The organism is Paenibacillus sp. P2(2022), assembly GCF_029522175.1.
GTDB lineage: Bacteria > Bacillota > Bacilli > Paenibacillales > Paenibacillaceae > Paenibacillus > Paenibacillus polymyxa.
Genome location: NZ_JAKWFI010000008.1, coordinates 159,319 through 184,376, shown reverse-complemented (window position 1 = coordinate 184,376; position 25,058 = coordinate 159,319). Strand labels below are relative to the sequence as shown.

Below are 25,058 nucleotides of genomic sequence, written 5' to 3'. Positions count from 1 at the left end.
ACACCAGACTTAAAGAGCCGCCTGCGCGCGCTTTACGCCCAATAATTCCGGACAACGCTTGCCCCCTACGTATTACCGCGGCTGCTGGCACGTAGTTAGCCGGGGCTTTCTTCTCAGGTACCGTCACTCTTGTAGCAGTTACTCTACAAGACGTTCTTCCCTGGCAACAGAGCTTTACGATCCGAAAACCTTCATCACTCACGCGGCGTTGCTCCGTCAGGCTTTCGCCCATTGCGGAAGATTCCCTACTGCTGCCTCCCGTAGGAGTCTGGGCCGTGTCTCAGTCCCAGTGTGGCCGATCACCCTCTCAGGTCGGCTACGCATCGTCGCCTTGGTAGGCCTTTACCCCACCAACTAGCTAATGCGCCGCAGGCCCATCCACAAGTGACAGATTGCTCCGCCTTTCCTCCTTCTCCCATGCAGGAAAAGGATGTATCGGGTATTAGCTACCGTTTCCGGTAGTTATCCCTGTCTTGTGGGCAGGTTGCCTACGTGTTACTCACCCGTCCGCCGCTAGGTTAGTTAGAAGCAAGCTTCTAACTAACCCCGCTCGACTTGCATGTATTAGGCACGCCGCCAGCGTTCGTCCTGAGCCAGGATCAAACTCTCCATTAAAGACGTTACAAAGTAACGTCAACCTGTTTCATCTTTATCCGCTCCAAGGAGAAGAAACGAAGATGAAACAATATAGAAAGAGCGATTAGCTCATTTTGAAACTGACGAGATAAAATATCTCATTTTTGCTTCCATTTCATACAGCCAGATGGCATGTACCAAAATTTCAGCATTGGATTTTATAAATAAAATCCGTACTCACTCGTTGTTCAGTTTTCAAAGATCAAATTCTTTTTCGCTGTGTTTTTCAGCAGCTATAAGATCATATCATGTTCATTTCAAAAATGCAAGGGTTATTTTATTCTTTTTTATAAAAATCATTTCACCCTAATTATTCTTTTTTTGAAACGGCTGTTTTGTTGTCAGCTCAAATAATATACCATTTTGCTTTACTGATTACCACAGGTAAATTATGCAACGTTAGCATTTCGGTTTATAGCTATAGTGTATTGGGGCATCTAGATAGATCGCCAGACCCGATCTAGTTTTGGTAGATGCTTTTGCCTGCTCTAGCTTGTGCACCACTTGTTCCTAGTAGCGCCTCACCGTTCCTACAAAAATATATTAATAGTAGGAAGGGCAATTAAACTGTGTAGTTTTAAGATAGAAGCCTGTGCAAATTATGAAATGAGGACTTTCTCTATTCGATTTTCATGCAAGCTCCTTCCCCCTGACAGTCAGGTAAACACAAAAAAACGACCAAATGGTCGTTTTTTGCTAGTCTATGCTCTCTTTGGACGTATCCATAACATGATAGGAAGTAACGCCAGTGTCAGAATTCCTCCCGCATAAGAAAGTATGGAATAGCTTGAATTTGCTACAATCATCCCGGACAGTGCTCCTCCCGAAGCTCCTGCCAAAGCAATAAGTACGTCCACCGATCCCTGTACCTTAGCTTGATTAGATGTTGTTGTCGAATCTACAATCAAAGCGGTTCCGCTAATCAGTCCAAAATTCCACCCTATCCCTAAAAGAGAAAGCGCCACAATAAGCATAACCATTGAATCAGTGGGAGCCAGCGCAGCTACTACGCCAGCGAGAAGTAGCGTTACAGCTGAAGCCATCGCCATCGCTATACGACCAATCTTATCGACAAGAATACCCGTAACCAAGGACGGAAGATACATAGCGCCAATATGAAAACCGATGACCAATCCTACTTCGCCGAGTCCATGTCCATGATGCTTCATATGTACGGGAGTCATCGTCATAATCGCAACCATGACAATTTGAGTTATTATCATGATTAAAGCGCCAAGAGTAATTCCTTTTCTGCCATCACGAGTAGCCTCAGAATCAGAATTCGACTGGCTTCCTGGTGCTGTCTGATTCGCAACTGCTTTGGCTACCAATAAAGGATCTGGATGAAGAAGTAGCAATAATATTATGCCTGCTAATGTATAGGCTACAGCCGCTAAAAGAAAAGGTCCCGCTAAACTGGGAACTCCAATGGATAGCGCAAACTCTCCCGTAACGTTAACTAAATTGGGACCGGCTACCGCTCCGATCGTTGTAAAGACCATAGCCATACTCGCAGCTGTTGCTCTCTGCTTTGAATTTGCGAGATCTGTACCGGCATAACGAGCCTGCAAGTTTGTAGCCGTTCCCGATCCATAAACAAGAAGGGAAATTAAAAGCAGGGTAATACTGTTCATAAGAGCTGCAACAACGACACCAACCGCCCCAACTCCCCCTGCGATAAAACCAAGTCCCAATCCCATTCGTCGGCCGAATCTTTGGGAAAACCGACCGACGAGGAGTGCTGCAACCGCTGATCCAAGTGTAAATAATGCTGTAGGAATCCCCGTAAACTTATCCGTGCCCAGCATATCTTGCGCCAACAACGCACCAACGGTTACTCCGGCAGCCAGTCCAGCGCCTCCAAAAATTTGAGAGAAAATAACGGTGATAAGCGTACGACGATACAGTTTTCTTTGCTTATCTGAAGATTCCACATAGGAATTGATAAGCGCTTGCTTCTTCTGCGAAGCATTCGTCAAATTCATTAAGGCTAACATCCTCCCCTGATTCCCTACAGAACAGTTATCTATTTTTTTCATCAAAAAGCGACGGTCTTATCGGCCCACTCGACAAGCTACATTTGCAGAACGAAAAACATTCCAAGCTTCATGATCCTGTCACTTCGTTAAGAATAAAGTCGTTCCAATCGTGAACACTCTTATCCAAGTGTCTAGCTTTGAAGCCATGAGCTTGCAACAATTCAATAGCCCTAACCGCCATTAAGCAATACGGGCCTCTGCAATAAGCCACAATCTTCGAGTCGGCTGGCAACAGAGATAACTGCTCCGCTAATTCTTCAATTGGAACGGAAACAGCTCCCGGTATATGAGCAGTTTCATATTCATCTCGCGGCCGTACATCAAGAAGTGTGACCTCCCCTTTTTCCATCCGCATTGCCAACTCTTCCATTGTGACTCCTTCAACATCTGAGAATTGACCCAAAAATTGCTCTTTAATGTGTTGAACTTCAATTAACTGCTTTTCAGACAGGTCATACAATGAATTTAAAAAGTGCAAAACAGATGAGTCAGAAAGTTCATAATAGACAAAGTTTCCTTGCTTTTTGGATTGAACCAACTTAGCCTGATATAGAGTTTGTAGATGCTGAGAAACATTGGCAACGGACATCGAAGTCATTTTAGAAAGAACTTCAACTGATTTGGGTCCTTGTATGAGAATATCAAGAATTTCCAACCTTTTCGGGCTGGACAAGCATTTTCCGATCCGTGCGTATTCGGTGAAAAGTCCATCTTTGAAATCTCGTTCGTTCACTATTAAACACCCCATTCACTAAACTATTCAATTAATTACTTTAATATTAATAACAGAATTATAAATCTTCCTTTTTTTCATGTCAATTCTGAAATATATTCAGTTTTCACGCAAAAAAGCCAGCTGCAAGAGCTGGCAAAAATTCATTTTCTCCTTTATTCCACTTTCAAGCTGATTCCTCCCTGTAATCCCCCATCTGCTGAGGCTTGTAGCAACAGTTCACCAGCTACATTCCCGGATTGTACTATTACAAGACACCTTCCTCTGTGTGTTCGTCTTCCTTTTCCCTTGAAAGGTTCATCACTGGTGAGATCCCCATTGTCTATTCCAAGGATACGGCCATCACCATGCAGCTCAAAGCTCAAATCAACATCCCGGTTAGGTACAACGATCCCGTGTTGATCGATAACGGTTACTTCCACATGAGATATCTCTTGCCCATCAGCAGGTAGAGTCCCCCGATCAGCCTCCATTTTTAGAGCATAAGGAAACTCGGCGGTAGTCAGTTCATGTTCACAAACCTGCTGATTTCCATTGCGGCCTATAGCCCGAATTTTGCCTGGTGTATAGGGGAGCTCCCATAGGATTAAATGATTAGGGTAATCAGCCAACTTTCTCTTACCGTATGATTCCTCGTTCACGATCAATTCTACGCTCTCGCAGTTGGTAAAGGTAACCAATCGTATCAGTTTTCCTGCGTATTCTGGAAATGTCCAATGATCTTCCATAGCTGGCGATTTCCAGTGCATTGTCCATGTCGGATTATACTCCGATTTCATATGCTCATTAAATACGGCTATGTGCACAACTGGCTGATCAGACCAAAGACTTTGCTGGAGATAAGATACAGGTTTGCGAAACCCACACGTGTCAATCAGGCCGGAGGACCACCCTTTGGAGGGGTAGCTTGTTTCTCCCAAATAGTCGATTCCACTCCAAACAAATTGACCAATCACATAATCATGATTAGCGACATCAAACCAGGGATTCAGGGGCAAATAACTTTTAACCCGGTTATCTTTACCCCGATAATATGGGAACGTCTCTGTTCCAAGGATAAGCGTATCCGGCATGGCCGCTCTATAGTGCTCGTACCACTGTTCTTGATAGTTCAGCCCCAGTACATCCACTCGTTGGGCCAGCAGCTTGGTATGCTCCACCTTGGCCTCAATCGAACCATCACGCAAGCTGATCGGTGTATTATGCGGCTCAAGCGCGCAGGTAACAGGCCGGGTTGGATCTTTTTCATGGCAAAAGGCAACGAGCTGCTCCAACATGTTTAGCATGGACGGTTGACCTTGGTTCTCCACTTCATTACCAACGCTCCACATAAAAACACTAGGATGATTTCTGTCTCTAACAAGCATGGCCTGCAGATCCTTTGCCCACCATTCATCATATATATGCTCATAGGAAAGAGATTTCCATTTGTCAAAAGCCTCGTCCACCACCAAGAAACCCATATGGTCACATAAGTCTAATAATTCGGGCGCCATAGGATTATGCGCAAAACGGATTGAGTTGCAGCCCATTTCCTTCAGCTTCTCCAGCCTTCTCTTCATGGCCGTATCATGGTAAGCAGCCCCTAGACAGCCTAAATCATGGTGAATGCACACTCCCTTCAGCTTCAAGCTGCTTCCATTTAGCAATAATCCTTTTTGAGATTCGAGGATCACTTCTCTTATGCCAAAAGGGATACGATAACGATCCACCTCAGTATTGTCGCAATAGATCGTCGTTTGGGCTTCATAGAGCACCGGGTTGTCCGGTGACCATAATTCTGGTTCTATAACTCTCGTTCTCTGCTCAATTTCCTCTGTTTCAAAGCCCGCAAGAGCTACTCGGTTTTCAATTTTTCCTTTTAGTTGTCCCTGTGAATCCAGTATTTCAGTCTTAATCGTACACTCTACGGCATGCTCATGGTGATTGCTGATCTTGATTCTGGCACTCACCTTGGCTTCATCTGGCGAAATTTCAGGTGTGGTAATAGTAGTTCCCCATTCGGTTACGTGAAGATAATCCGTATAAATCAGCCACACATTACGATAAATACCGGCCCCCGAATACCATCTGTCAGGCGGAAGAAGCGTATTGTCCACTTTGACCGCAATTACGTTATCCTCGTCCCACCGAATATATGGAGTCAAATCATATTGAAAGCTAACATACCCATAGGGCCGCTTGCCCACAAAATGCCCATTGAGCCAAACCTCACTATTACTGTGAATGCCATCGAATTGTATGTATACGCGCTGTTTTGGAGAGGAGGGCTTCACATTAAAATGCTTTCTGTACCACCCAACAGACCACCTGGGCAAATAAGCTTGATTGCCGCCATACAGCATATGTGGATCAAAGGACTTTTCAATACTCCAATCATGAGGGATATGAAGGTCCTGCCAATGCCCATCGTTATAGTTTGTCTTCTCAGCGCCTGTGTAATTGCCTTCTATAAATTTCCAGTCCGTTCTGAACGGCATAATCACTCTGCTTCCCATTATCTTGCCTCCATTTCATAAAGTAGATGAACGGATATAAACAACAGTGCGGGATGATCATCAGCATAGGTATGTTCTCTCTTACAATATTTCAAACACAGGGCGATCCTCAACAAAGTAGACGGGGAGCGTTGGAAATTGGACGGAAAGTGTTTCAGCAAGATACTTCATACCAGGTGCTTCACTTTCAGCATGTCCCAGCATGATAAGTGCTTTATTTTGCCCTTGATAGACAGCGTCTTTCACATATTCCGGTGTTTCCCATTCGGGCCCTTCACCAGCAATGATCAGGTCTACATTTTCATGTAGAAATAATGGTATGGCTAGTTCACCACCTCCCCTATATCCGACTAAGATTCCCACTCGTTCACACGGCATGGATACCTCGCCAGCTACTCGTACATAACGAATATGAAGTTTGGCTTTTATATATTCAGCGATCTCTTTAACTTCCATAGCTGGAATAGCCAAAATGGCGGAAGCAGGCTGCTGTTTTACAACGTAGGCGTGCCAGTCAAGCGCCTGAAGAAGTCCAACCATCACTCCATCCGGCTGATAACGGTGTATGGTGTCATGAAAACGATAAATCCCTACGCCTGAGTCGGCGACCAGGCGAGATTTGTGCAAATAGACAGGATCATGTAGTAAACATTCCTGGATACCGTGATGGCTATAATACATACCTTCATGCGTAATAATAAAATTCGCGCCAAACGAAATAGCTTGTTCTATCACATATTGCGATGCACAGAAAGCGGTTACAATTCCTTGAATCTCAATATCCCTGAGCTCTGGGTTAAGCAGATCTACGGTCGTATTGGGTATGTCTATTCCCTTTGTCAGATGATTCACCATCTGCCCCATAGTCATGGTCATACACGTATCCCTCCCCATGAAAAATATGTATCAATTGTACCATTTTATTCTATATTGGGGTCTATTATTTCTAGCAAAATAGCCAGCTCCAAGTGAGCCAGCTGTTTTACGAATGCATCTATTTTTTTATTTCAGAACTCCCAAAATGGAGTCAATTCGTTCTTTTGCTCCTTGCCAAGATGCCATGACCGGGAACTCATATTGCTCTCTTGCCTTCATATTCCACGGATGAGGAATACAAAGCACCTGCTTCCCCTCCTGCAGTGCAGGCACTAAATTATGAGGACCATCATCAATCAGGAGATCATAGTTAATCAGATTCTTTCGTTTACATGGGAAAAAGTTCTCAATCGGAATGAATGGCATATGCCTTTGAAGCCAATTCCATTTCTCCACGACGGTTTTTGGTTCTGCCGCTGTCACAATAATGACATCAAAAGCATTGCAAAGCTTCTCCATTTCTTCTACGACATACTCGTCATACAGTTCAAGTTCCTCAAACAAACCCGGTCGTCCATAAAATACATCATGTGTGCTTTTGGGATGACGTAGATGATCGGTGTTCCAATCTAACATTTCTTCATAACGAAGCGGATGAGTGGGAAATTCACTATTGTTATGGTATATAGCCCGTTTGACGAGATGACAGATCGTATCGTCCATATCGACTGCTATGATTGGTTTTCTCATCATCTTGCCCCTATTCATTCTGGTAAAAGTATTACGAGAATATCATACAATAATTTAATACTGGGGTGAAGCTTGGCATGAAGCTATACTATCGGTTCCTCACATAACTACTGATAGCTAACCAAACATATCGTTAGGTTGGTTTATATCCAACAAATCAATCATCAAAATAGTTAGGTTTTATTTTATTATTTTTAGCTAACTTATCCTACAGAAAAATCAAGTAAACATATCATAATAGAGAGAAAAGTTATAATAAAACCTTTATAAATTACACTTCAATAAGAAACCTATACAGATATGATCCGAAAACAAAAAAAAAAAATTAAAAAAATCAATTGAATAACAAAAACACAAATGGTAGAATAACGAAAAATAACTAATAACAAAAATGAAAGCGCTTAATAATGTGTTTAGCTTACTGCTATTTACATACTTGCCCCCCTACTCCACCTCTATATAGCAGGAAGTTGAATAATATATTTAGGGAGGAATAAAAGTGAAAACATTGTTAAGAAAAGCATTATTGTCTGGACTCGCTGGTCTGCTTATCATGATTGGTTTGGGGGGATTCTTCTCCAAGGCGCAAGCTGCTTCAGGTTTTTATGTAAGCGGTACCAAATTGTATGACTCTACAGGCAAGCCGTTCGTTATGAGAGGCGTCAATCATGCTCACACTTGGTACAAAAACGATCTTTATACTGCCATCCCAGCCATTGCCAAGACAGGTGCTAATACCGTTCGGATTGTCCTTTCTAACGGAACACAATACACCAAGGATGACATAAATTCCGTAAAAAATATTATCTCCCTAGTAACAAGTTATAAAATGATTCCTGTACTTGAGGTTCATGACGCTACGGGTAAAGACGACTATGCGTCTTTGGATGCGGCTGTGAATTACTGGATTAGCATAAAAGATGCCCTGATCGGCAAAGAAGATCGGGTTATCGTGAACATTGCGAACGAATGGTATGGCTCTTGGAATGGAGGCGGCTGGGCAGATGGGTATAAGCAAGCGATTCCCAAGCTGAGAAACGCAGGTATTAAAAATACGCTCATCGTCGATTGTGCTGGTTGGGGGCAATATCCTCAATCTATCAATGACTTCGGTAAGTCTGTATTTGCAGCTGATTCTTTGAAGAATACGGTATTCTCCATCCATATGTATGAGTTCGCTGGTAAAGATGTTCAAACTGTTCGAACCAATATTGATAACGTTCTGAATCAAGGACTCCCTCTGATTATTGGTGAATTTGGCGGTTACCACCAGGGAGCAGACGTCGACGAGACAGAAATCATGAGATACGGCCAATCCAAAGGCATAGGCTGGTTAGCTTGGTCCTGGTACGGTAATAGCTCCAACCTTTCTTATCTTGATCTTGTAACAGGACCTAACGGCAATCTGACCGATTGGGGCCGCACTGTGGTAGAAGGAACCAACGGTATCAAAGAAACATCGAAAAAAGCCGGTATCTACTAATAGCAATATAGGAAAATAAATGTAATAGACTCATGGTTGAACCACCATGAGCTATTACGTTTTTTTATACTTCGTACTAAAAGCACTCGCTGAGCGTCTCTGATCTTACACTTTCTGGGTTATACAGTGATTTTGATTTCATACACAGGCACTATGCTGACCGCGCCAATGTTCGCGATTCGTTCCTCCGTTGTCTCTTTCCAGCCAGCCATGGTTGTATTGCTGTTTACAACCCTGCCCTTTCGAATTGGAGAAACATATACGTACATCCCTCGCTCGATGAGCCGATGTTCAAATGACTTCAAACCTATTTCCCAGGTCGTATGGTTGCAGAAATTATCGTGAATGAGTTCGCCATCAATAAATGCATAACCGATATCTCCCGTATAATTGATACGCAGCAGAGCCTCTTTGATCCCATCAAGGGCATTTGTTTCAAAATCAAGGACGAATTTATCATGATTCACCCTTTTCAGATGGAAGTGTATTTCTTTCTTTGAAACTCTTAACTGATACGTTGTAAATAATTCACTTTCTGTTGTTGCAAGCAACTCTCCACCGGATATGGATGTGATTGAGTCGTCAAAATCCGGGAATACACTGAGTGTTACAGTCTCCTGATCTGTTGATTCCAGTCTTATCTCTGCTCCAGATACAAGTAAATTGGCACTTGTAAAGATAACCCTGTCCCGACCTTGCAGGTTGACCTTCCAAAACTCCAAGCTTTGTTCATCAGTCATCGTATAGATGGCGACTTTTTGGCCACTTTCAGATACCAAACGGATGAGACTCTCTTCTTCTTCAGCAACCTGAATGATCGTATTCCCATCCAATTGTTCTATCAAACCTTTGTCGATTGTGGCACGGATGATATCTTTTGACTCCAATGCATACGTTCCTTTCATCCCGTCTGGTACAAAGAAAAAATAATATATTTCTCCATCCTCTTCTAGCCTTGTTATCAGCTGGGCTGTTGCATATTTGAGCTTTATTCCATCCAAATTGAGGTTAAAAGGCAAAATAGCGAAGCTATCCCGTTCTAATGTCAGTTCACCTTGACTAGGGATTACAATCGTTTCCTCAGGCAGCTCAATGCTTACATTGAAATTGCACAGGTCGTAATTTTCAACATGGTCCTGAAAATTATTTAGAAACAGGTACCCCGCCCCGGCACTGGAGCGAATCGCATATCGTAAGGTATCCACATCATAAGGGTCCATTGGGGACGTGTCCTCTGGCAGAATAGTCTTCGTCAGAGAGAATTGCTTTTGAAACATTGAAAGAAAATAATGCTGTAGCTTTGTTCTTCGGTATGACTCCCTTATTTGACCGAATTCTCCAATCATGGCATTGAAATCATAGGATATTTTAGGTGTAGCCATATCGTTTGTGAACGGGTTAACCTTACCTCGCGGATTGGAACCCCCATGATACATATAGTATCCGATCAGGTTACAGCCTTCTGCAACCTTCATGACAGTCATCGCTGGAACACTGCGATAGGGAAAGACAAACCGGTATTTATAAAACTGAACCATACCGCCACCCATTTCGCAGCAAGCGTACGGATAGTCTTCCGGGGCGTATAGGGGCTCAAAATTGTAGCTTTTCGGAATCTTGTTATTATGCTTGTCTCGGAAAATGTATTCCGGTGTCGCAGGATGCTCATCCTTCCCCTCCAACCGTCCCTCTTCATAATAGATCCACGGCCAGTAGGCATATCCGCCCCATAAGGGCAGCATATCAGGAACAGGCGTTGCCGCTCCTCCCCATCCTGTGCATGTATAGATCGGAGTATCAATCCCCGCTTCCAGAGCTATTTCTTTAAGTTTTAACATATGCGAATTACCGTCACTCCCAGAGTTTAACCACATATCATTAATTCCTACAGTCAATCCCCACTGAGCAGAGGAATGATGATGCTCGTTTTCGATTTGGGTGCCGATGATCGGTCCACCCTCCTTATATAACAACCCTTGAACCTGAATACCGATTTCGTTATACATTCTTCTCGTATAAAACAAATATCCCTCATCATTAGAACGAACCTCAAATGGGCGGCCGAATAGCCAATCCGGTATACCGCCGTTTCGGATTTCGCCATGATTGAAGGGTCCGATTCGGATAATGACATAGAGCTGATGTTTGCCACATAACTCAATAAAATAGCGGAGGTTTTTGTTCCCACTCCAATTAAAAATACCTTCGACTTCTTCTTGTAGATTCCAAAAAACATAAGTCGCAATGATATTGACGCCACCCATTTTTACTTTAATAATTTCGTCTTCCCAACAGCGTTCATCATAGCGTGCATAATGGAATTCACCACAAATCCCGAAAAAAGGCTCTCCATCCTTCTCCATAAAATAGTTGGTGAATCCGATTTGTTCTCCCTTTGGATTGGTGCCGCCAAGTCTGAGTTGGCCTTTCACAATATGCTTATGATCATCTTGGACCGTAATTCGATAGTTTCTCATAAAGTTCACTCCCCTCAATCGTTCATATTGAATGACACCAGCTATCTCAGAGACAATAGATTGTCTAGGAAGGAACCTCTAATCTGAATTTAGGATAAATTGGTTCCACTTGCGCTGCCAGGCTATATCATTCCAGAACGGATGATGCGGAGCACAGTTGGAGCAGAGGGTCATTCCCCAGAACCCCAGTGCCATCCCTTTTCGCAACACATATTCAGCTATATATTTACCGACTGGGCCTTCTTCAAATTGGGCATGCAGGGGTGTATAGCCTACATATCCTTCTCCTATGACAATTGGAATACCGGAATGACGAGTCCATTCATGAATCTCTTCCAACCGGGAGTCGGCCTTCTGCAACATGGCCATTTTATGATCTCCGTACCGATCGTACAAAAATAAATCCCATTGATCCGGATCTACCCAGTCGTGTAAATAGATAAGCCTCATCCCAACGGGATTGCCCTCCATCCGCCATTTCTGCTCTGTGGGCAGGTCCCACTCTGCGAATGGAGGAGCATCTTCCCTCAATAGAGATTGGACGAATGAATTGGGGAATGTCGCCAACTCATCATCAAGCCCCGCCGCTTCCATCAGCTCATTCAGCACCCCTTTAATATAAAGATGAAAATGGGCCACCTGCATATTGCGCGCGACGTAAGCTTTGGGGTAGGCTTCATTTAACGTATAGCTGGCTGTCATCATAATATCTGGATGGCTTTGGCGAAGATATTCAATCGCTTCTTCTACGTAAGGCTGCATTGCTTCAATAAGCGCTGGTATGTTTGTTTCCGCTATGCCTTCAGACGTTCCGACAGCGTTTAACTGCCCAAACTCCACTTCGTTATGTAACTCTGTATAGATAATCTGATCCCTATAGCCTGCTGCTGTAACAAAACGAATCAACTGATCCATTGATTTTGCAATCGTCATGAATCTTTCCTTAGGTGGGATCGCAGCTAATTCATCTCTAAGCTCAGCATGGGCCAGGAAGGTCGGACTCTGCTGATATTCCCAAGAGGATAATATAATGTAACAATTATGAGCCTTTGCCTGTCTAAACAGTTCGAGCAAATGAGCATGCCCATCCAGCACTGCACCGCCGCGACAGTTATACCAGCGCGTACGCTGGCCCACTTTTCCAAGACTCGCAAACTCCAATGAACCTGGGCGTTTGCCATCCACCGTAAACAACATAAAGGGCATAGCGCATATTCGGATCGTATTGTAGCCTCTTTCGACCGCTTCCTGAAAACGAGCTGCCAGGTCGCTGTAGGGCTCCCCCTCCTGTGTCATGGTATACCAAGAGAAGTCCCACATCGTGATCGTCAATTTACGCGGTACATTTCTCATCAGATTACTCATGTGATTTCCCTCCCAGCCCCAGTCCATAGGGTTCAATGCTCCTTAATCTACAAGCCTTCCGCAGCCCTTCTACAGCCTGTTCAATCTGACCGGTTACCTTCATTTTCAATTCATCACTCCCTCATAATCGCTCTTATATCAAAGCTTACAAGTTAGCGATATTACAGACAATTGACAATCCACTGTTTATGATGGACTATATACGTATTTCATCATTAGAGCCGCCTACGGCTGGGAGATAAATAGATTATGACTAAAAAAGCCGATGATTTTGAACGTAAAAAGGTATATGTCCTTCCTCCCTATATGCTGAAAAAATTAAAAATGAATCCGCTTACGAAAGATTTATATATTACGGATATAGGCTGCTTTAGCCATGCCCGTCATCATTTTCGTGAAAGAACAAATGGCTGCGACTCTCATATATTCATTTACTGTGCGAGCGGAAAAGGCTGGATACGAACCAAGGATAACCTAACCATTGTCCTGAAAGAGCGAAGATTTGCGTACATTCCTAGGGACATGCCGCATGCTTATGGGGCTGACGATGAAGATCCATGGACAATTTACTGGTTTCATCTTAAAGGGGATCAAATGGATGATTTTATGGATTTGTTTGAGCCGTTTAAAATGTATATTTCGCTGGCTGTTAGTGATGAAATCAAACTGCTGGAGCTATTTCATCAGTGTTACGACCTTTTACTGAACAAATCATACTCCATGATACATTTAGTTCAAGTGTCGCAAACCATCCGCTATCTGCTGAGTTTTGTTGTATCCGTTGCAGCTCGCAAGGAAGACAGCACGTACCAGAGCCATGTCGATAAGGCCATACGTTATATGGGCGAACAATTGGAATCCACCGTTTCGCTTGATGAGCTTAGCCAGCATGTTCAGGTATCCAAGCAGCATTTAAACCTAATATTCAAGCAATCAACCAGGTATTCCCCTGTCGATTACTATTTAAGAATGAAAATTCAAAGAGCCAGTCAGCTTTTGGATTTAACGAATGCTTCTATTAAAGAAATTAGCATACAACTCGGTTTTAGGGACCCTTATTACTTCTCCAGGCTATTCAAAAAAATAATGGGCTGCTCTCCTCTGGCGTACCGAAATAATTTAAAGGGCTGATCCATAGATGATCTTCCCCCTACACGGATCATTTACGGATCAAGGGGCAAGGTCTATACTTAAGTACAAAAAAGGAAGTTTTGTATGCTCCTAACGTTGAATCGTAGACTCAATTCAGCTATGCCGCTAATCACACCCATCAGCATTCTAATCGGCGTCCTGATCGGTACGCCGTTGTCCCAATATACTGAGCTTTCTCCCTGGCTATTTGCCTTCATGACCTTCGCGGGCAGCATCAGCATGGGGTTCAAGGATTTTATCCATGTAATCAAGCATCCGGGTCCGCTGATCGCCTGTCTGTTTATTCTTCACCTAGCCATGCCGCTGCTCGCCATGCTGCTTGGGCATCTGGCTTTCAGTGACGATCCTTATACGATTACTGGACTGATTCTTGGTGCAGCTATCCCTACTGGCATTTCCAGCTTCGTCTGGGTTAATATCTACAAAGGCAATACAGCCCTTACATTGGCGATCATTCTAATCGATACAATTTTGGCCCCGTTCGCTGTGCCCGGCATTATGTCCCTGCTGATCGGAGCGAATGTCCAGCTCGACACCTGGGCAATGATGCAAAGCCTGTTCTGGATGATTGTCGTTCCTTCATTAATTGGCATGGTGCTGAACGAATGGACCAAAGGAAAGATTAAGCAGGTGTGGGGGCCTCGGCTGGGCCCGTTCTCCAAGCTAGCTATGGCTCTGGTCGTCATGATTAACGGATCTGTCATCGCACCTTACCTGGTTGACTTTAATCTCAAGCTTGTCGGAGTATGTCTCTCCATCATTATCCTTGCCTCCACTGGATATGCGATTGGTTACCTCATATCATGGCTGATGCGGTGGAATAATGCAGACCGAACGGCGCTGGTCTTCAACGGCGGCATGCGCAATATTAGCGCGGGGGCTGTGCTAGCCATCACCTACTTCCCGGCTCCCGTAGCACTGCCCGTTGTACTCGGAATGATTTTTCAGCAATCCACAGCATCTCTGGTCGGATTTCTGCTGAGCCGCCGCGACCGCGCCAACGCTAAGAATAAGCGCAGTACGCTCTCTGCTTCCTAAAGTCGGAGCGGTTACAATTATTAATAAAAAGAAGCCGCCAACATGGCGGCTTTTTTATGATTACCTGTATCAATCCTCACTCATGACCTTATTTAGTTTTTCATAAACAGACAACAAGGCCTCTCTTTCTTCTTCAGTTAGGTTTTCAAATAGTTCTCTTCTAAGCTGTCGTCCGTCTTCCTGCGCTTTATTTAGCATTCCGACACCAGCGTCAGTTATTTGCAGGTACACAATCCGCCGGTCCTCCTCATCCGCCACTCGTACAGCCAACTCCTTTTTTACAAGCTTTCCAGATAGATGGGTTAATGTCGGAGGAGTTAGCCCCAATAACCTGGCCAGATCAGAAGGGCGGCACTTTCCGTAACTATTTAAGTACGAAAGAATAAGGATATGTGATACCCCTAGATTCTCATTAAACATTTTATTCCACTTAATTAATAGGTTATTGGTAACCTGGTCCATAGCATGAATCAGCGTAAATATATTTTGTTCTTTCATTAATACTCTTTAACCTGCTTTCTCAAATGAAGTAATAGCCCCCTATATTGTATAGGGGGCTTGTATAAAAGTCATTCTTTACTGAAAGAAGGTCAGGCATATACCCATTCCCCTGTAAAGTGAATTCTAATTTTATTGAGCAGAAAAACCGCCATCAATAACAAGCTCCGATCCCGTAATGTATGAAGACTCGTCAGAAGCCAAAAACAAAGCAGCGTTAGCTACATCATCAGGTCGACCAAGTCGCTGCAATGGAGTCGCTTGAATTAAGTGGGTAAGCATTTCTTTAGATGTGCTAAGGGCTTCAGTCATTGGTGTCTCAATAATGCCCGGAAAAAGCGTATTTACACGGACCCCAAACCGGCCGAACGTTGTTGCCGCAGCCTTCGACAAAGCACGTACAGCACCTTTTGAAGCGGAATAATGATTAAATCCCTGACCGATTTGAGCGGTGTAAGAAGAAATATTAATAATAGCGCCGCTCTTTTGGGCAGCCATATACGGGGCTACATGCTTAATACCTGCAAACGGTCCATACCCGTTAATCGACATTAATTTATGCCAGTCATTTAGGTCGATATCCTGATATCCTTTCTCAGAAGTTATTCCTGCATTGTTAACCAAAATGTCAATTTTACCGAATTTATTGTTCACTTCTGCGGAAAGAGCCTTCCAATCCTCGTCAGAAGAAACATCCAGTTTCATTCCGTACACATTCGTTTTATTACTAGCCCGTTCAAGAGCTTGAACATTGATGTCTGCAGCAATAACTACAGCTCCCTCCTCACTGAAGAGGTCGACCATCCGTTCTCCTATCCCTGATCCTCCGCCTGTGATTATAGCAATTTTACCTGCCAGTCTATTCATGTTGATATCTCCTTTTATCATTATCAATTTACTCAAATCTTATTTATTCAGATATTTTAATTAGATATCTAAATATTAGATATCTAAATTATATTCCTTTTATACTCAACATACAACTGCTGCTTTATCCCAGCCATATGGTTAGTTGCTATGTAGAAAGGAGTAATATTATCGCTCTCGAATAATAAAAAGCACCGGAGATTTCTCCGGTGCTCAGAGTATCGAGAAACTTTCTCGACAGCTTTTTTTATGTGTTTATATTCTTGTGTTCAGTGATCTTTTCAATTATATTATTTCGATTTTAAAACACTGTCCAATATTAGGAATCTAAAATATTATTTCTGAGTAGAGCGAAGCTTAGGCTCATATACTTAATTTTTTCCGATTAGAAGTTTGTTTTTTTCCAGTCAGTCTCACATTTTTTTTCGTATGTTATAAAACCTTCAGTCGAAAACCTTTTCTCAAGCGCCCTACTAGCCTCATATTTACTACAATCCTTTTCCACATAAATTTCATCTTGTGAAAATAATATAAATATAGAACTAGATACATCGTTATTCGCCAAATAGAAACCCAATAATTCGTTGTATTGAGTACTAAAAAACAAACCTATATATTCTACTCTGAGTTTAATATTTTCTTTAGATTCAATCAATCCTTCATAACTTGCAAATAAGTTAAAATCATCCAAATCGTAAATTCTATTCACTGAGATCAACGGATTCATGCCTCTTATATATAAGCCTATAACATTACCATCACCTTTCTCAAGGAAAAGGACATGGTCTAATCTCTCATTATCATCCTCATCATGTATATAAATAATATTTGAGATTTCTTTTTGCTCGAAAAAATAATCAAACTTTTTTGTAAAAGATATTATATAGTTATTCATAGTCGTCCTCACTCTCTAATCAAATCTAATTCTGATTTTAACTTACTTGATAAACGATCTCCTTTTTTTTTTAAAGAAAGTCAATATCTCGTTTGTTTGTCGATTAACTAAAACAACTGCATCCCCCTTAACAAAAGCGTCTACAGACTCGATTGTTTCCACTACTAGATTAGGAAAGTTACGTATTTTCCCCCATGTCGCTTCTACACTCTCATTGGCAAAGTTTTTTTTATTTCATTGAACACAATTCCGCTTAGTCTCATCCAGGTCTTTCATAAAAGAAAGGGACTTTCCCTATACGGCTCATACTCTTTTTTAGAGCAAAACATGTGCTTTGTTTAGAAGTCGTTGAGGACGCGGCTTATTATAGTACCAAAACCGCGTTTTTTTGAGGTAGCAGCTAAAACAGCACAGGATCGATTACAATGTTATCCTGATAGTCATGTTCAAATCATTAAGTCCACTGAAGCTTACAATATTGTGGCTCAAGGAGCCGGTTGTATGGTGTTGGATTATTTCTTGTCCACGCCTGAGATGAGAACTTGAATCATCAAACAAAAAAGACGAGCCTATCGACTCATCTTTGGAAGTGACTGCTTATTTACGTACGACGTCATAGCCCTTATTCTTCAGAAATTGGTGACTCCATGCTCTCGTTAATCTTGTGGAATGGTCAAAACGATTTTCCCGAAGTTTTCTCCCTTTTCCATTCTGAACAGTGCCTCGGTCACTTCCTCCAGCGGATAAATCTCGTCCAAAACAGGATCAATCTTGTGTTCTTCTATGAGTTTGACCATATCAGCAAAATCTTGCTGGCTTCCCATCGTTGAGCCTAACACCGAGATTTCTTTCACATACATATTGGGTAGAAGCAGATTCGGAATCGGACCTCTCGTCGCCCCGAAGCTGACGATTCGACTTCCGATTTTGCCAAGTGACAGCAGTTGATTGAACACCTCGCCGCCAATACTGTCGACGGATAGATCAATGCCGCCAGTTAGTTTCTCCAATTTCTCCACCCAATCATCTGCTGTGTAGTTGACACCTCCGGTTGCACCCAATGTTTTTGCTTTTTCGATCTTTTCTTCTTTGCTGGATGTCACGTAAACCTCAGCTCCGAGTGCGGCTGCAAACTGAACGAGATAGGTAGCTACACCTCCACCAACGCCGGGGATCAGAACGGTTTCGCCTTTCTTTACCTTGCCTTTCGTCACGAGAGCACGGTAGGCGGTCAAACCGGCGAGCGGGAGCGCTGCTGCTGCTTCCCAAGATAAATGGGACGGCTTTGAATAGACACTTTCCGCTGGTACCTTTACATATTGGGCATACGTTCCGTTAGTAGGAACGCCGAGAATTGTGAATTCAGCCCTTTTTTTGTTCATATCGTTGCCCCAGTTCAAACCTGGATTGATGATCACTTCATCACCGATTGAGACATCATAAATCTCATCTCCAACCGCAACAATTTCCCCTGCGCCGTCAGAGCCGGGAATAGCAGGTACCTTGGTCCCCGGATATCGGCCTTGTATGACTAGCAAATCCCGGCGATTAAGAGCTGCTGCTTTTAATCGCACGACAACCTCTTTCGAACCAGGTATAGGCGTTTCTACATCTTCCAGCTTCAGTTGGTTGAGTCCGCCAAATTCTCTTAACATCATTACTTTCATATAATTTTACTCATCCCTTTTACCCTCGGCTTTTGTCATTCGTTTTTAAATATCAAATCATCTTAGCCCCAAACAATTAAAATCATACAACCTTCGAGTAACACGAAGTCAACAATGTTAAAAAGTTTTGTTCTGTATTCGGAATTTACAATTATCGAAGCTTAAAGTATTATTTAAACCATCACCTTCGAGTAACACGAAGGAAATAATAATTTAAATAGCTTCATTCAACATGAAATTGGGGAGAGGTAACATGTATACTGTGAAAGAAGTTGCAGAACTACTTGACTTAACTGTACACACCATTCGCTTCTATACAGATAAAGGATTAGTTCCAGGTTTACAGCGTGATAAAAACAATAACCGTATTTTTAATGACGATTCCATACACTGGCTTACAGGTGCAAAAAACTTAAAAAAGTGTGGTATGTCCGTCGAAGACATCAAAAAATATGTAGACCTATGTTTGGAAGGCGATGCAACCATTGAGGAACGTTATGAAATAATACGCAAGCAAAAAGAAGCGGTTCTAGCTCAATTAGAAGAAGTAAAATTTATGGCAGAATTTATTACCAACAAAGAAGAGCACTACCGTGACATTATAAATCAAGTGATCCCGGATGATACCAATCCTGCCTATTGGTCAAAAGAAACGCCGATCACATCCTGCCCATTGAAGACTTGTTAGGAGGTTTCTGCGTCGACTTTTTGTAATAGAATGATAGCATCAAATCTCAAATCGGGCCGTACCAAGCGCTTTTACGATTTCCGGATCATTGTGTGAGAAGAAGCTGCTTTGTTTCATATCTAATGCAGCAATTGTCTCCATATCCTCTATGCTTAAATCAAAGTCAAAGATATTGAAGTTTTCAATGATTCTTTCTTTATGGACGGACTTTGGAATTACGACGACTTCTCTTTGTGTTAACCAGCGTAAAATCACCTGAGCCACGGATTTTTGATACTTTTCAGCCAGTGACACCAACACTCCATTATGGAACATATTATTTCTGCCTTCTGCAAAAGGCCCCCAAGACTCAATCTGTACATTGTATTCCTTCATAAGTGTGGCACCTTTAGATAGCTCTGCCAACTGCTTCTTCGTTTTGATAAGCCGCAGCGGTATCGATTAGACGATAGCCTGCCATAAGAGCGTCATAAACGCTTTGTTCGCATTCATTCGCATCTTTAATCTGATATACTCCAAAACCGATGATAGGCATTTCAACACCATTGTTCAGTATTACTTTTTGCATATAAACCTCCCGGAAAGTAGTTTTTCATCATTTCTATCAGGTATTTAAATTTTGCTATGCCAAAACAGCAATTTTCAACCTATGTCAGTTAATTAAAACCAACAATAGAGTGCGGCACATACGGCTCTTCCAGGAATGCTACTTCTTCCGTTGTTAATTTCACAGTAAGTGCAGCTACAGCCTCTTTAAGATGAGATATTTTTGTAGCACCGATAATAGGAGCAGTTACCGGTGCTTTTTGCAACAACCAGGCAAGTGCAATATGTACGCGGGGAACACCATGTTTTTCTGCAATGTTCGCAACCCTCTCCACAATCCATCGGTCGGCATTTGCTGTTGCATCATATTTTGATTTTTGAATATCATCGGTTTCAGATCGATAGGTTGTTTCCTCCGGATCACGGGTCAATCTTCCCGATGCAAGCGGGCTGTATGGAATTACACCGATTTTTTCTTCCCTGCACAATGGAAGCATTTCTCTCTCCTCTTCACGGTAAATGAGATTCAAGTGATTCTGCATGGATACAAACCGAGTCCATCCATTTTTCTCGGCAACATGCAAAGCCTTCTGAAATTGCCAAGCATACATAGCGGATGCCCCAATGTATCTGGCCTTTCCTGCCTTCACTACATCGTGCAAGGCTTCCATCGTTTCCTCAATAGGCGTATTGTGATCCCAACGGTGAATTTGATACAGGTCTACATAATCAGTACCTAGCCGTTTCAGACTTTTATCGATCTCGCTCATGATGGCCTTGCGAGAAAGACCGGCGCCATTAGGTCCTTGATGCATACGTCCATGAACTTTCGTTGCGATTACAATTTCATCCCGGCTGGCATAATCCTTGAGCGCGCGTCCCAAAATTTCTTCGCTTGTTCCAAGAGAGTATACATTAGCCGTATCAAAGAAATTGATGCCAAGCTCAAGCGCTTTTTTAATAACCGGGCGACTACTCTCTTCATCAAGTACCCATTGGTGAACCCAACGTTTCGCATCGCCAAACCCCATACAGCCGAGACAAAGCCGTGATACATCCAAACCGGTATTTCCAAGCTTCACAAATTCCATTGAATTGACCTCACTTTACAATAAAATGGTGTGTTAATGAGTGCAGTATGTTGTTTATAAGTAGTAGCCTACCATCTTCGTGTAACTCGAAGTCAATACGTTTGAGTCAGTTTCTTTAAAATTTTTGTCAGCAGGACTTATATGTATACAATGGCATGATGCAACCCAACGGCTTAATATGTTTGAACATACGGTGTGCTTTTATACAGATGGCGAGCCCCTCACTGTTCATAACAGATAAAGGCTCGCCATCTCACCAAGCTTTTCTTTTATTGTTGTATAAATATCTTGCCCTGATCTGAAGCCAATTTCACTTCATTCGATCTTTTGCTTCCTTTAAATATGAAATAAAGAGCTAAAATCATAAACAGCAATGCAGAAAAACATTAACCTTCTTTCATTATTGATTTCAATGGCCTGTAGTTACATCTTTTATAGCATTTCGATCATGTTTATATTTGAAGCTTATAGCAAAAACAACTGCAAGTACGAGTGTATATGCTCCAAAGGTCAACCAGATACTTTGCCAATCTTTCACACCATCCACTGTGAAATAATCTACAACCTTTCCACTTGCGATGGCGCCTACATACGCTCCGATTCCATCAACCATGGCTAAAAATAAGCCTTGCGCACTTGCGCGAATACGAGGATCGACTTCTTTTTCTACAAAGATGGCTCCAGAGACGTTAAAGAAATCAAATGCACAGCCGTACACAATCATGGATAACAGAAGGAAAGTGAATCCCACACCAGATGGGTTACCATATGCGAAAAATAAAAAACGTAATGTCCAAGCCACCATACTAATGAGCATAACCTTTTTAATTCCAAAGTTACGTAAAAAGAATGGGATGGCAAGGATAAAACACACCTCAGCAATCTGTGATACTGATAATAAAATAGATGGATACTGTACGACCAGGCTATCTTTAAATTCAGGATTCAGTCCAAAATCATGCAAAAACGGATTACCAAATGTATTGGTTATTTGCAAGGCAACACCTAGAAGTGTTGAGAAAAGAAAGAATATAACCATTCTTTTCTGTTTGAACAGTACAAACGCATCCAAGCCTAAAAGACTAATCCATGACTTTTCTCTCTTCTCGTTAGAGGTTGGGCAATCAGGCAGCGTAAGTGAGTATAGGGCTAGCAAGAGCGAGATACTCGCAGCTATATATAACTGGATGTTGCTCAACTCAAATCCGCTAAGACTAACTACCCACATGGCAATAATGAACCCGATTGTTCCAAAAACGCGAATTGGTGGGAAATCCTTTACTGTATCCAATCCCGCTTTCTCAAGCGCAACGTATGATATAACATTTGTCAAAGCACTTGTTGGCATGTAAACCAACGAATTGAAAAATATCACCCAAAACATAGTCATTGGATCTGAAATGTGTGCTGCTATAAATAAAGAAATCGCACCTAGAACATGGAATATTCCATATAATCTGTTGGCTTTAATCCAACGATCCGCAATAATGCCTGCAAGACTAGGCATGATGATCGCGGCTAATCCTTTTGAGCTATAAACAATTCCAACTTGTGCGCCCGTAAAATGTAATGTATTGATCATATACGAGCCTAGCGTAACAAGCCATGATCCCCAAATGAAAAACTGAAAGAAATTCATTATTCTAAGCCGTGTTTTCATTGCCATTTTTCCTGTCCCCTTTTGAGCTTGAATATTCAAGTTGTTGTGTTACTACTCTTCCGTCGATTCTTCTGTCGGACACACTTGGAAAGGCTTACATTTTGTTATTCATAGTGTAATAGGTAAAGTCATTAAAGTAAAGAACTAAATATATATTTTATAAAAAGTAATGAATTATTCATAATAAATGACTTATAATATACATATTAATTTTATACTTTTTACATAAAATAATAAAAGTTTGTTTTTTTCAAACCAAATGACCTCCGTAGAAGCGGAAGTTATTTGGTTTAATTCGTTTAATCCAAGTGCTGGATTAGCAAGCTACAACGTTTATCTTTTTATCATTAATTCATGCATAAAACTGGTACCTTGGTCTGGCAGTTTGACCCCAAAGTTGTCAGCAACGGATGCTCCAATGTCTGCAAACGTTTTGCGAAGAGGCAGCTCTCGGCCTTCCATAAACGCTTTGGAGTAGATGAGTAGCGGCACATATTCACGTGTATGATCGGTTCCGTGATGAACCGGGTCATTTCCGTGGTCCGCAGTCAATATAAGCAGATCCTTCTCGGTAAGCTTTTCTAGCAGTTCTGGCAACCGGGCATCAAATTCCTCCAGTGCATTGCCATACCCTTGCGGATCTCGGCGGTGACCAAAAAGGGCATCAAAGTCAACCAGGTTTAAAAAAGACAAGCCCGTAAAATCCTTTTGTGCAACTTGAATAAACTTGTCCATTCCATCCATGTTGGATACCGTTCGGATCGCCTCAGTAACGCCTTCCCCATCATAAATATCTGAAATTTTCCCTACAGCAATCACATCCAGATCAGCATCCTTTAATTCATTCATGACCGTCCGGGAAAAAGGTTTCAGTGCATAGTCATGCCGGTTAGCCGTTCGTTTAAACTGTCCCGGCCCCCCTACAAACGGCCTAGCTATGACTCGGCCAACCATATAATCACTGTTTTTGGTCATTTCACGTGCCATTTCACAGACATTGTATAACTCATCCAGCGGTACAATCTCTTCGTGAGCAGCAATTTGCAGAACGGAATCAGCTGATGTGTAAACGATCAAAGCCCCCGTTTTCATATGCTCCTCCCCAAGCTCATCTAATATTTCAGTGCCGCTGGCAGGTTTATTTCCGATGATTTTTCTCCCTGATTTGATTTCAAGTTCTTCAATCAAAGCGGCAGGGAAACCATACGGAAACACCTGAAAGGGGACGTCTATACGTAACCCCATGATCTCCCAATGCCCTGTCATCGTATCCTTCCCGTTAGAGGCTTCCTGCATTTTGGTCCAAAAAGCCGCTGGGTGATTAGCTTTCGGTATTCCTTGAATTTCTTTAATGTTGGACAATCCAAGTGCAGCCATGTTAGGCATATACAGTCCATTCATTTTTTCTGCGATATGCCCCAACGTATCAGACCCCTCATCTCCAAAAGCCGCAGCATCCGGTGCTTCTCCAATACCAACTGAATCTAGGACAATTAAATGAATTCGTTGAAATCGTTTATTCATATATCAATCTCTCCTCTCAACACGCACCTTTGTTTTATCTGAAGCATTATTTTTTAGATTTCAAGCAGTAAAACGATACATAAAAGAGGACAGCTTCACTATCCAGTGAAGTTGCCCAATGAATTCATAGATTCTCATATTTTTAAAAAGTTATTTAATGAGAAAATTTGTATCCATCAAAGACTTTTAAACCTTCTTCGTTGAGTATTTGTTCAACCAGTTCAGGTCTTTGAGGGCTTTTCTCAAATACTTCATTACATGCGATCATGATGTTGCTCCCAGCGATTTCAGCTAACTGATCATGTGATACGCTGTATACTATTTTGCCCAGATTAGACCACACCATGGCGCCCGAACACATAACGCAAGGTTCACAACTTGTATACAAAGTGTATTCGCTCAAATCAAATACATTGTTTTCAGAACAAAATTTCCGGATTAAACCAATTTCTGCATGATGTGTTGGATCACAAAACGTATTAATTTTATTTTCCCCAACCATTACGACTTCTTCCCCTTTGACCAAAATTGCACCAAAGGGCTCATTTCCTTCATTTCGGGATTGTAGAGCAACCTCAATTGCCTTTTTCATAAAGAGTTCATCTTTGTTTGTCATTCCATATTCCTCCCTAATC

Annotated in this window: 19 protein-coding genes, 1 rRNA gene and 1 pseudogene; 4 read left to right on the top strand and 17 right to left on the bottom strand. The window is 42.2% G+C overall.

Features of this window, described 5'->3' with window-relative positions; genetic code table 11:
• From MMB75_RS21660 to MMB75_RS21635, 6 genes are all read right to left on the bottom strand, one after another.
• A 16S ribosomal RNA gene (locus tag MMB75_RS21660) occupies nt 1-615 on the bottom strand; the annotation flags it as partial.
• Between the two features lie 722 nt (nt 616-1,337).
• Nucleotides 1,338-2,621 carry an MFS transporter gene (locus MMB75_RS21655; protein ID WP_277510652.1) on the bottom strand — a complete coding sequence of 428 codons (1,284 nt, stop codon included), beginning with the start codon at nt 2,619-2,621 and terminating at the stop codon, nt 1,338-1,340.
• Between the two features lie 121 nt (nt 2,622-2,742).
• On the bottom strand, nt 2,743-3,408 hold the full coding sequence (locus MMB75_RS21650; RefSeq protein ID WP_016819577.1) for an ArsR/SmtB family transcription factor: 666 nt from the start codon (nt 3,406-3,408) through the stop codon (nt 2,743-2,745).
• Nucleotides 3,409-3,563: 155 nt separating this feature from the next.
• A complete protein-coding gene (locus MMB75_RS21645; protein ID WP_277510647.1) occupies nt 3,564-5,906 on the bottom strand; it encodes a glycoside hydrolase family 2 TIM barrel-domain containing protein in 2,343 nt (780 codons plus the stop codon).
• A gap of 81 nt (nt 5,907-5,987) precedes the next feature.
• Nucleotides 5,988-6,782, bottom strand: a complete 795-nt coding sequence (locus MMB75_RS21640; protein WP_277510644.1) for a Nif3-like dinuclear metal center hexameric protein — start codon at nt 6,780-6,782, stop codon at nt 5,988-5,990.
• Between the two features lie 126 nt (nt 6,783-6,908).
• A complete protein-coding gene (locus tag MMB75_RS21635; protein WP_016819574.1) occupies nt 6,909-7,472 on the bottom strand; it encodes a 5' nucleotidase, NT5C type in 564 nt (187 codons plus the stop codon).
• 499 nt (nt 7,473-7,971) lie between these two features.
• Between MMB75_RS21635 and MMB75_RS21630 the strand changes: the two genes are divergently transcribed.
• Nucleotides 7,972-8,955, top strand: coding sequence for a glycoside hydrolase family 5 protein (locus MMB75_RS21630; RefSeq protein ID WP_016819573.1), 984 nt, complete (start codon nt 7,972-7,974; stop codon nt 8,953-8,955).
• A gap of 119 nt (nt 8,956-9,074) precedes the next feature.
• Here the strand turns inward: MMB75_RS21630 and MMB75_RS21625 are convergent, their stop codons facing one another.
• Nucleotides 9,075-11,432: a beta-galactosidase gene (locus MMB75_RS21625; RefSeq protein WP_277510641.1), complete on the bottom strand. Its 2,358-nt coding sequence runs from the start codon at nt 11,430-11,432 to the stop codon at nt 9,075-9,077.
• 78 nt (nt 11,433-11,510) lie between these two features.
• Entirely contained in the window at nt 11,511-12,797 is a 1,287-nt protein-coding gene (locus tag MMB75_RS21620) for a cellulase-like family protein (RefSeq protein ID WP_277510639.1), read from the bottom strand.
• A gap of 249 nt (nt 12,798-13,046) precedes the next feature.
• On the opposite strand from MMB75_RS21620, the gene MMB75_RS21615 reads away from it, so the two are divergent.
• The gene (locus MMB75_RS21615) at nt 13,047-13,928 is read left to right on the top strand and encodes an AraC family transcriptional regulator (RefSeq protein ID WP_277510638.1); all 882 of its coding nucleotides are present in this window, start codon (nt 13,047-13,049) and stop codon (nt 13,926-13,928) included.
• An 84-nt stretch (nt 13,929-14,012) separates the two neighbouring features.
• The gene (locus MMB75_RS21610; RefSeq protein WP_025363946.1) at nt 14,013-14,987 is read left to right on the top strand and encodes a bile acid:sodium symporter family protein; all 975 of its coding nucleotides are present in this window, start codon (nt 14,013-14,015) and stop codon (nt 14,985-14,987) included.
• Nucleotides 14,988-15,056: 69 nt separating this feature from the next.
• Here the strand turns inward: MMB75_RS21610 and MMB75_RS21605 are convergent, their stop codons facing one another.
• From MMB75_RS21605 to MMB75_RS21590, 4 genes are all read right to left on the bottom strand, one after another.
• A complete protein-coding gene (locus MMB75_RS21605; protein WP_025363945.1) occupies nt 15,057-15,485 on the bottom strand; it encodes a MarR family winged helix-turn-helix transcriptional regulator in 429 nt (142 codons plus the stop codon).
• 132 nt (nt 15,486-15,617) lie between these two features.
• Nucleotides 15,618-16,352 (bottom strand): SDR family NAD(P)-dependent oxidoreductase, encoded by a 735-nt coding sequence (locus tag MMB75_RS21600; protein WP_277510632.1) that lies wholly within the window; start codon nt 16,350-16,352, stop codon nt 15,618-15,620.
• Nucleotides 16,353-16,737: 385 nt separating this feature from the next.
• Nucleotides 16,738-17,247, bottom strand: coding sequence for a hypothetical protein (locus tag MMB75_RS21595; protein ID WP_277510629.1), 510 nt, complete (start codon nt 17,245-17,247; stop codon nt 16,738-16,740).
• Nucleotides 17,248-17,903: 656 nt separating this feature from the next.
• Complete coding sequence (locus MMB75_RS21590; protein ID WP_277510627.1) at nt 17,904-18,914, bottom strand: zinc-binding dehydrogenase; 1,011 nt, start codon at nt 18,912-18,914, stop codon at nt 17,904-17,906.
• Between the two features lie 253 nt (nt 18,915-19,167).
• On the opposite strand from MMB75_RS21590, the gene MMB75_RS21585 reads away from it, so the two are divergent.
• Entirely contained in the window at nt 19,168-19,602 is a 435-nt protein-coding gene (locus tag MMB75_RS21585; protein WP_016819563.1) for a MerR family transcriptional regulator, read from the top strand.
• A 39-nt stretch (nt 19,603-19,641) separates the two neighbouring features.
• Here MMB75_RS21585 and MMB75_RS21580 read toward each other — a convergent pair.
• The 5 genes and pseudogenes from MMB75_RS21580 to MMB75_RS21560 form a co-directional block, all read right to left on the bottom strand.
• Nucleotides 19,642-20,170 (bottom strand): annotated as a pseudogene (locus MMB75_RS21580) (aldo/keto reductase).
• 88 nt (nt 20,171-20,258) lie between these two features.
• Nucleotides 20,259-21,239: an aldo/keto reductase gene (locus tag MMB75_RS21575; RefSeq protein ID WP_277510625.1), complete on the bottom strand. Its 981-nt coding sequence runs from the start codon at nt 21,237-21,239 to the stop codon at nt 20,259-20,261.
• A gap of 409 nt (nt 21,240-21,648) precedes the next feature.
• Nucleotides 21,649-22,905 (bottom strand): nucleoside permease, encoded by a 1,257-nt coding sequence (locus MMB75_RS21570; RefSeq protein WP_277510623.1) that lies wholly within the window; start codon nt 22,903-22,905, stop codon nt 21,649-21,651.
• Between the two features lie 327 nt (nt 22,906-23,232).
• On the bottom strand, nt 23,233-24,423 hold the full coding sequence (gene deoB, locus MMB75_RS21565) for a phosphopentomutase (RefSeq protein ID WP_277510620.1): 1,191 nt from the start codon (nt 24,421-24,423) through the stop codon (nt 23,233-23,235).
• A 154-nt stretch (nt 24,424-24,577) separates the two neighbouring features.
• On the bottom strand, nt 24,578-25,039 hold the full coding sequence (locus MMB75_RS21560) for a nucleoside deaminase (RefSeq protein WP_277510617.1): 462 nt from the start codon (nt 25,037-25,039) through the stop codon (nt 24,578-24,580).
• Between the last annotated feature and the right edge of the window lie 19 nt (nt 25,040-25,058).

What these genes read in the sequence shown, in the direction of transcription:
- MMB75_RS21635 (WP_016819574.1), bottom strand. Translation starts at nt 7,472, where the DNA reads ATGAGAAAACCAATCATAGCAGTCGATATGGACGATACGATCTGTCAT.
- MMB75_RS21600 (WP_277510632.1), bottom strand. Translation starts at nt 16,352, where the DNA reads ATGAATAGACTGGCAGGTAAAATTGCTATAATCACAGGCGGAGGATCA.
- MMB75_RS21655 (WP_277510652.1), bottom strand. Translation starts at nt 2,621, where the DNA reads ATGAATTTGACGAATGCTTCGCAGAAGAAGCAAGCGCTTATCAATTCC.
- deoB (WP_277510620.1), bottom strand. Translation starts at nt 24,423, where the DNA reads ATGAATAAACGATTTCAACGAATTCATTTAATTGTCCTAGATTCAGTT.
- MMB75_RS21575 (WP_277510625.1), bottom strand. Translation starts at nt 21,239, where the DNA reads ATGGAATTTGTGAAGCTTGGAAATACCGGTTTGGATGTATCACGGCTT.
- MMB75_RS21640 (WP_277510644.1), bottom strand. Translation starts at nt 6,782, where the DNA reads ATGACCATGACTATGGGGCAGATGGTGAATCATCTGACAAAGGGAATA.
- MMB75_RS21615 (WP_277510638.1), top strand. Translation starts at nt 13,047, where the DNA reads ATGACTAAAAAAGCCGATGATTTTGAACGTAAAAAGGTATATGTCCTT.
- MMB75_RS21595 (WP_277510629.1), bottom strand. Translation starts at nt 17,247, where the DNA reads ATGAATAACTATATAATATCTTTTACAAAAAAGTTTGATTATTTTTTC.
- MMB75_RS21605 (WP_025363945.1), bottom strand. Translation starts at nt 15,485, where the DNA reads ATGAAAGAACAAAATATATTTACGCTGATTCATGCTATGGACCAGGTT.
- MMB75_RS21585 (WP_016819563.1), top strand. Translation starts at nt 19,168, where the DNA reads ATGTATACTGTGAAAGAAGTTGCAGAACTACTTGACTTAACTGTACAC.
- MMB75_RS21560 (WP_277510617.1), bottom strand. Translation starts at nt 25,039, where the DNA reads ATGACAAACAAAGATGAACTCTTTATGAAAAAGGCAATTGAGGTTGCT.
- MMB75_RS21590 (WP_277510627.1), bottom strand. Translation starts at nt 18,914, where the DNA reads ATGAAAGTAATGATGTTAAGAGAATTTGGCGGACTCAACCAACTGAAG.
- MMB75_RS21620 (WP_277510639.1), bottom strand. Translation starts at nt 12,797, where the DNA reads ATGAGTAATCTGATGAGAAATGTACCGCGTAAATTGACGATCACGATG.
- MMB75_RS21625 (WP_277510641.1), bottom strand. Translation starts at nt 11,432, where the DNA reads ATGAGAAACTATCGAATTACGGTCCAAGATGATCATAAGCATATTGTG.
- MMB75_RS21645 (WP_277510647.1), bottom strand. Translation starts at nt 5,906, where the DNA reads ATGGGAAGCAGAGTGATTATGCCGTTCAGAACGGACTGGAAATTTATA.
- MMB75_RS21610 (WP_025363946.1), top strand. Translation starts at nt 14,013, where the DNA reads ATGCTCCTAACGTTGAATCGTAGACTCAATTCAGCTATGCCGCTAATC.
- MMB75_RS21570 (WP_277510623.1), bottom strand. Translation starts at nt 22,905, where the DNA reads ATGGCAATGAAAACACGGCTTAGAATAATGAATTTCTTTCAGTTTTTC.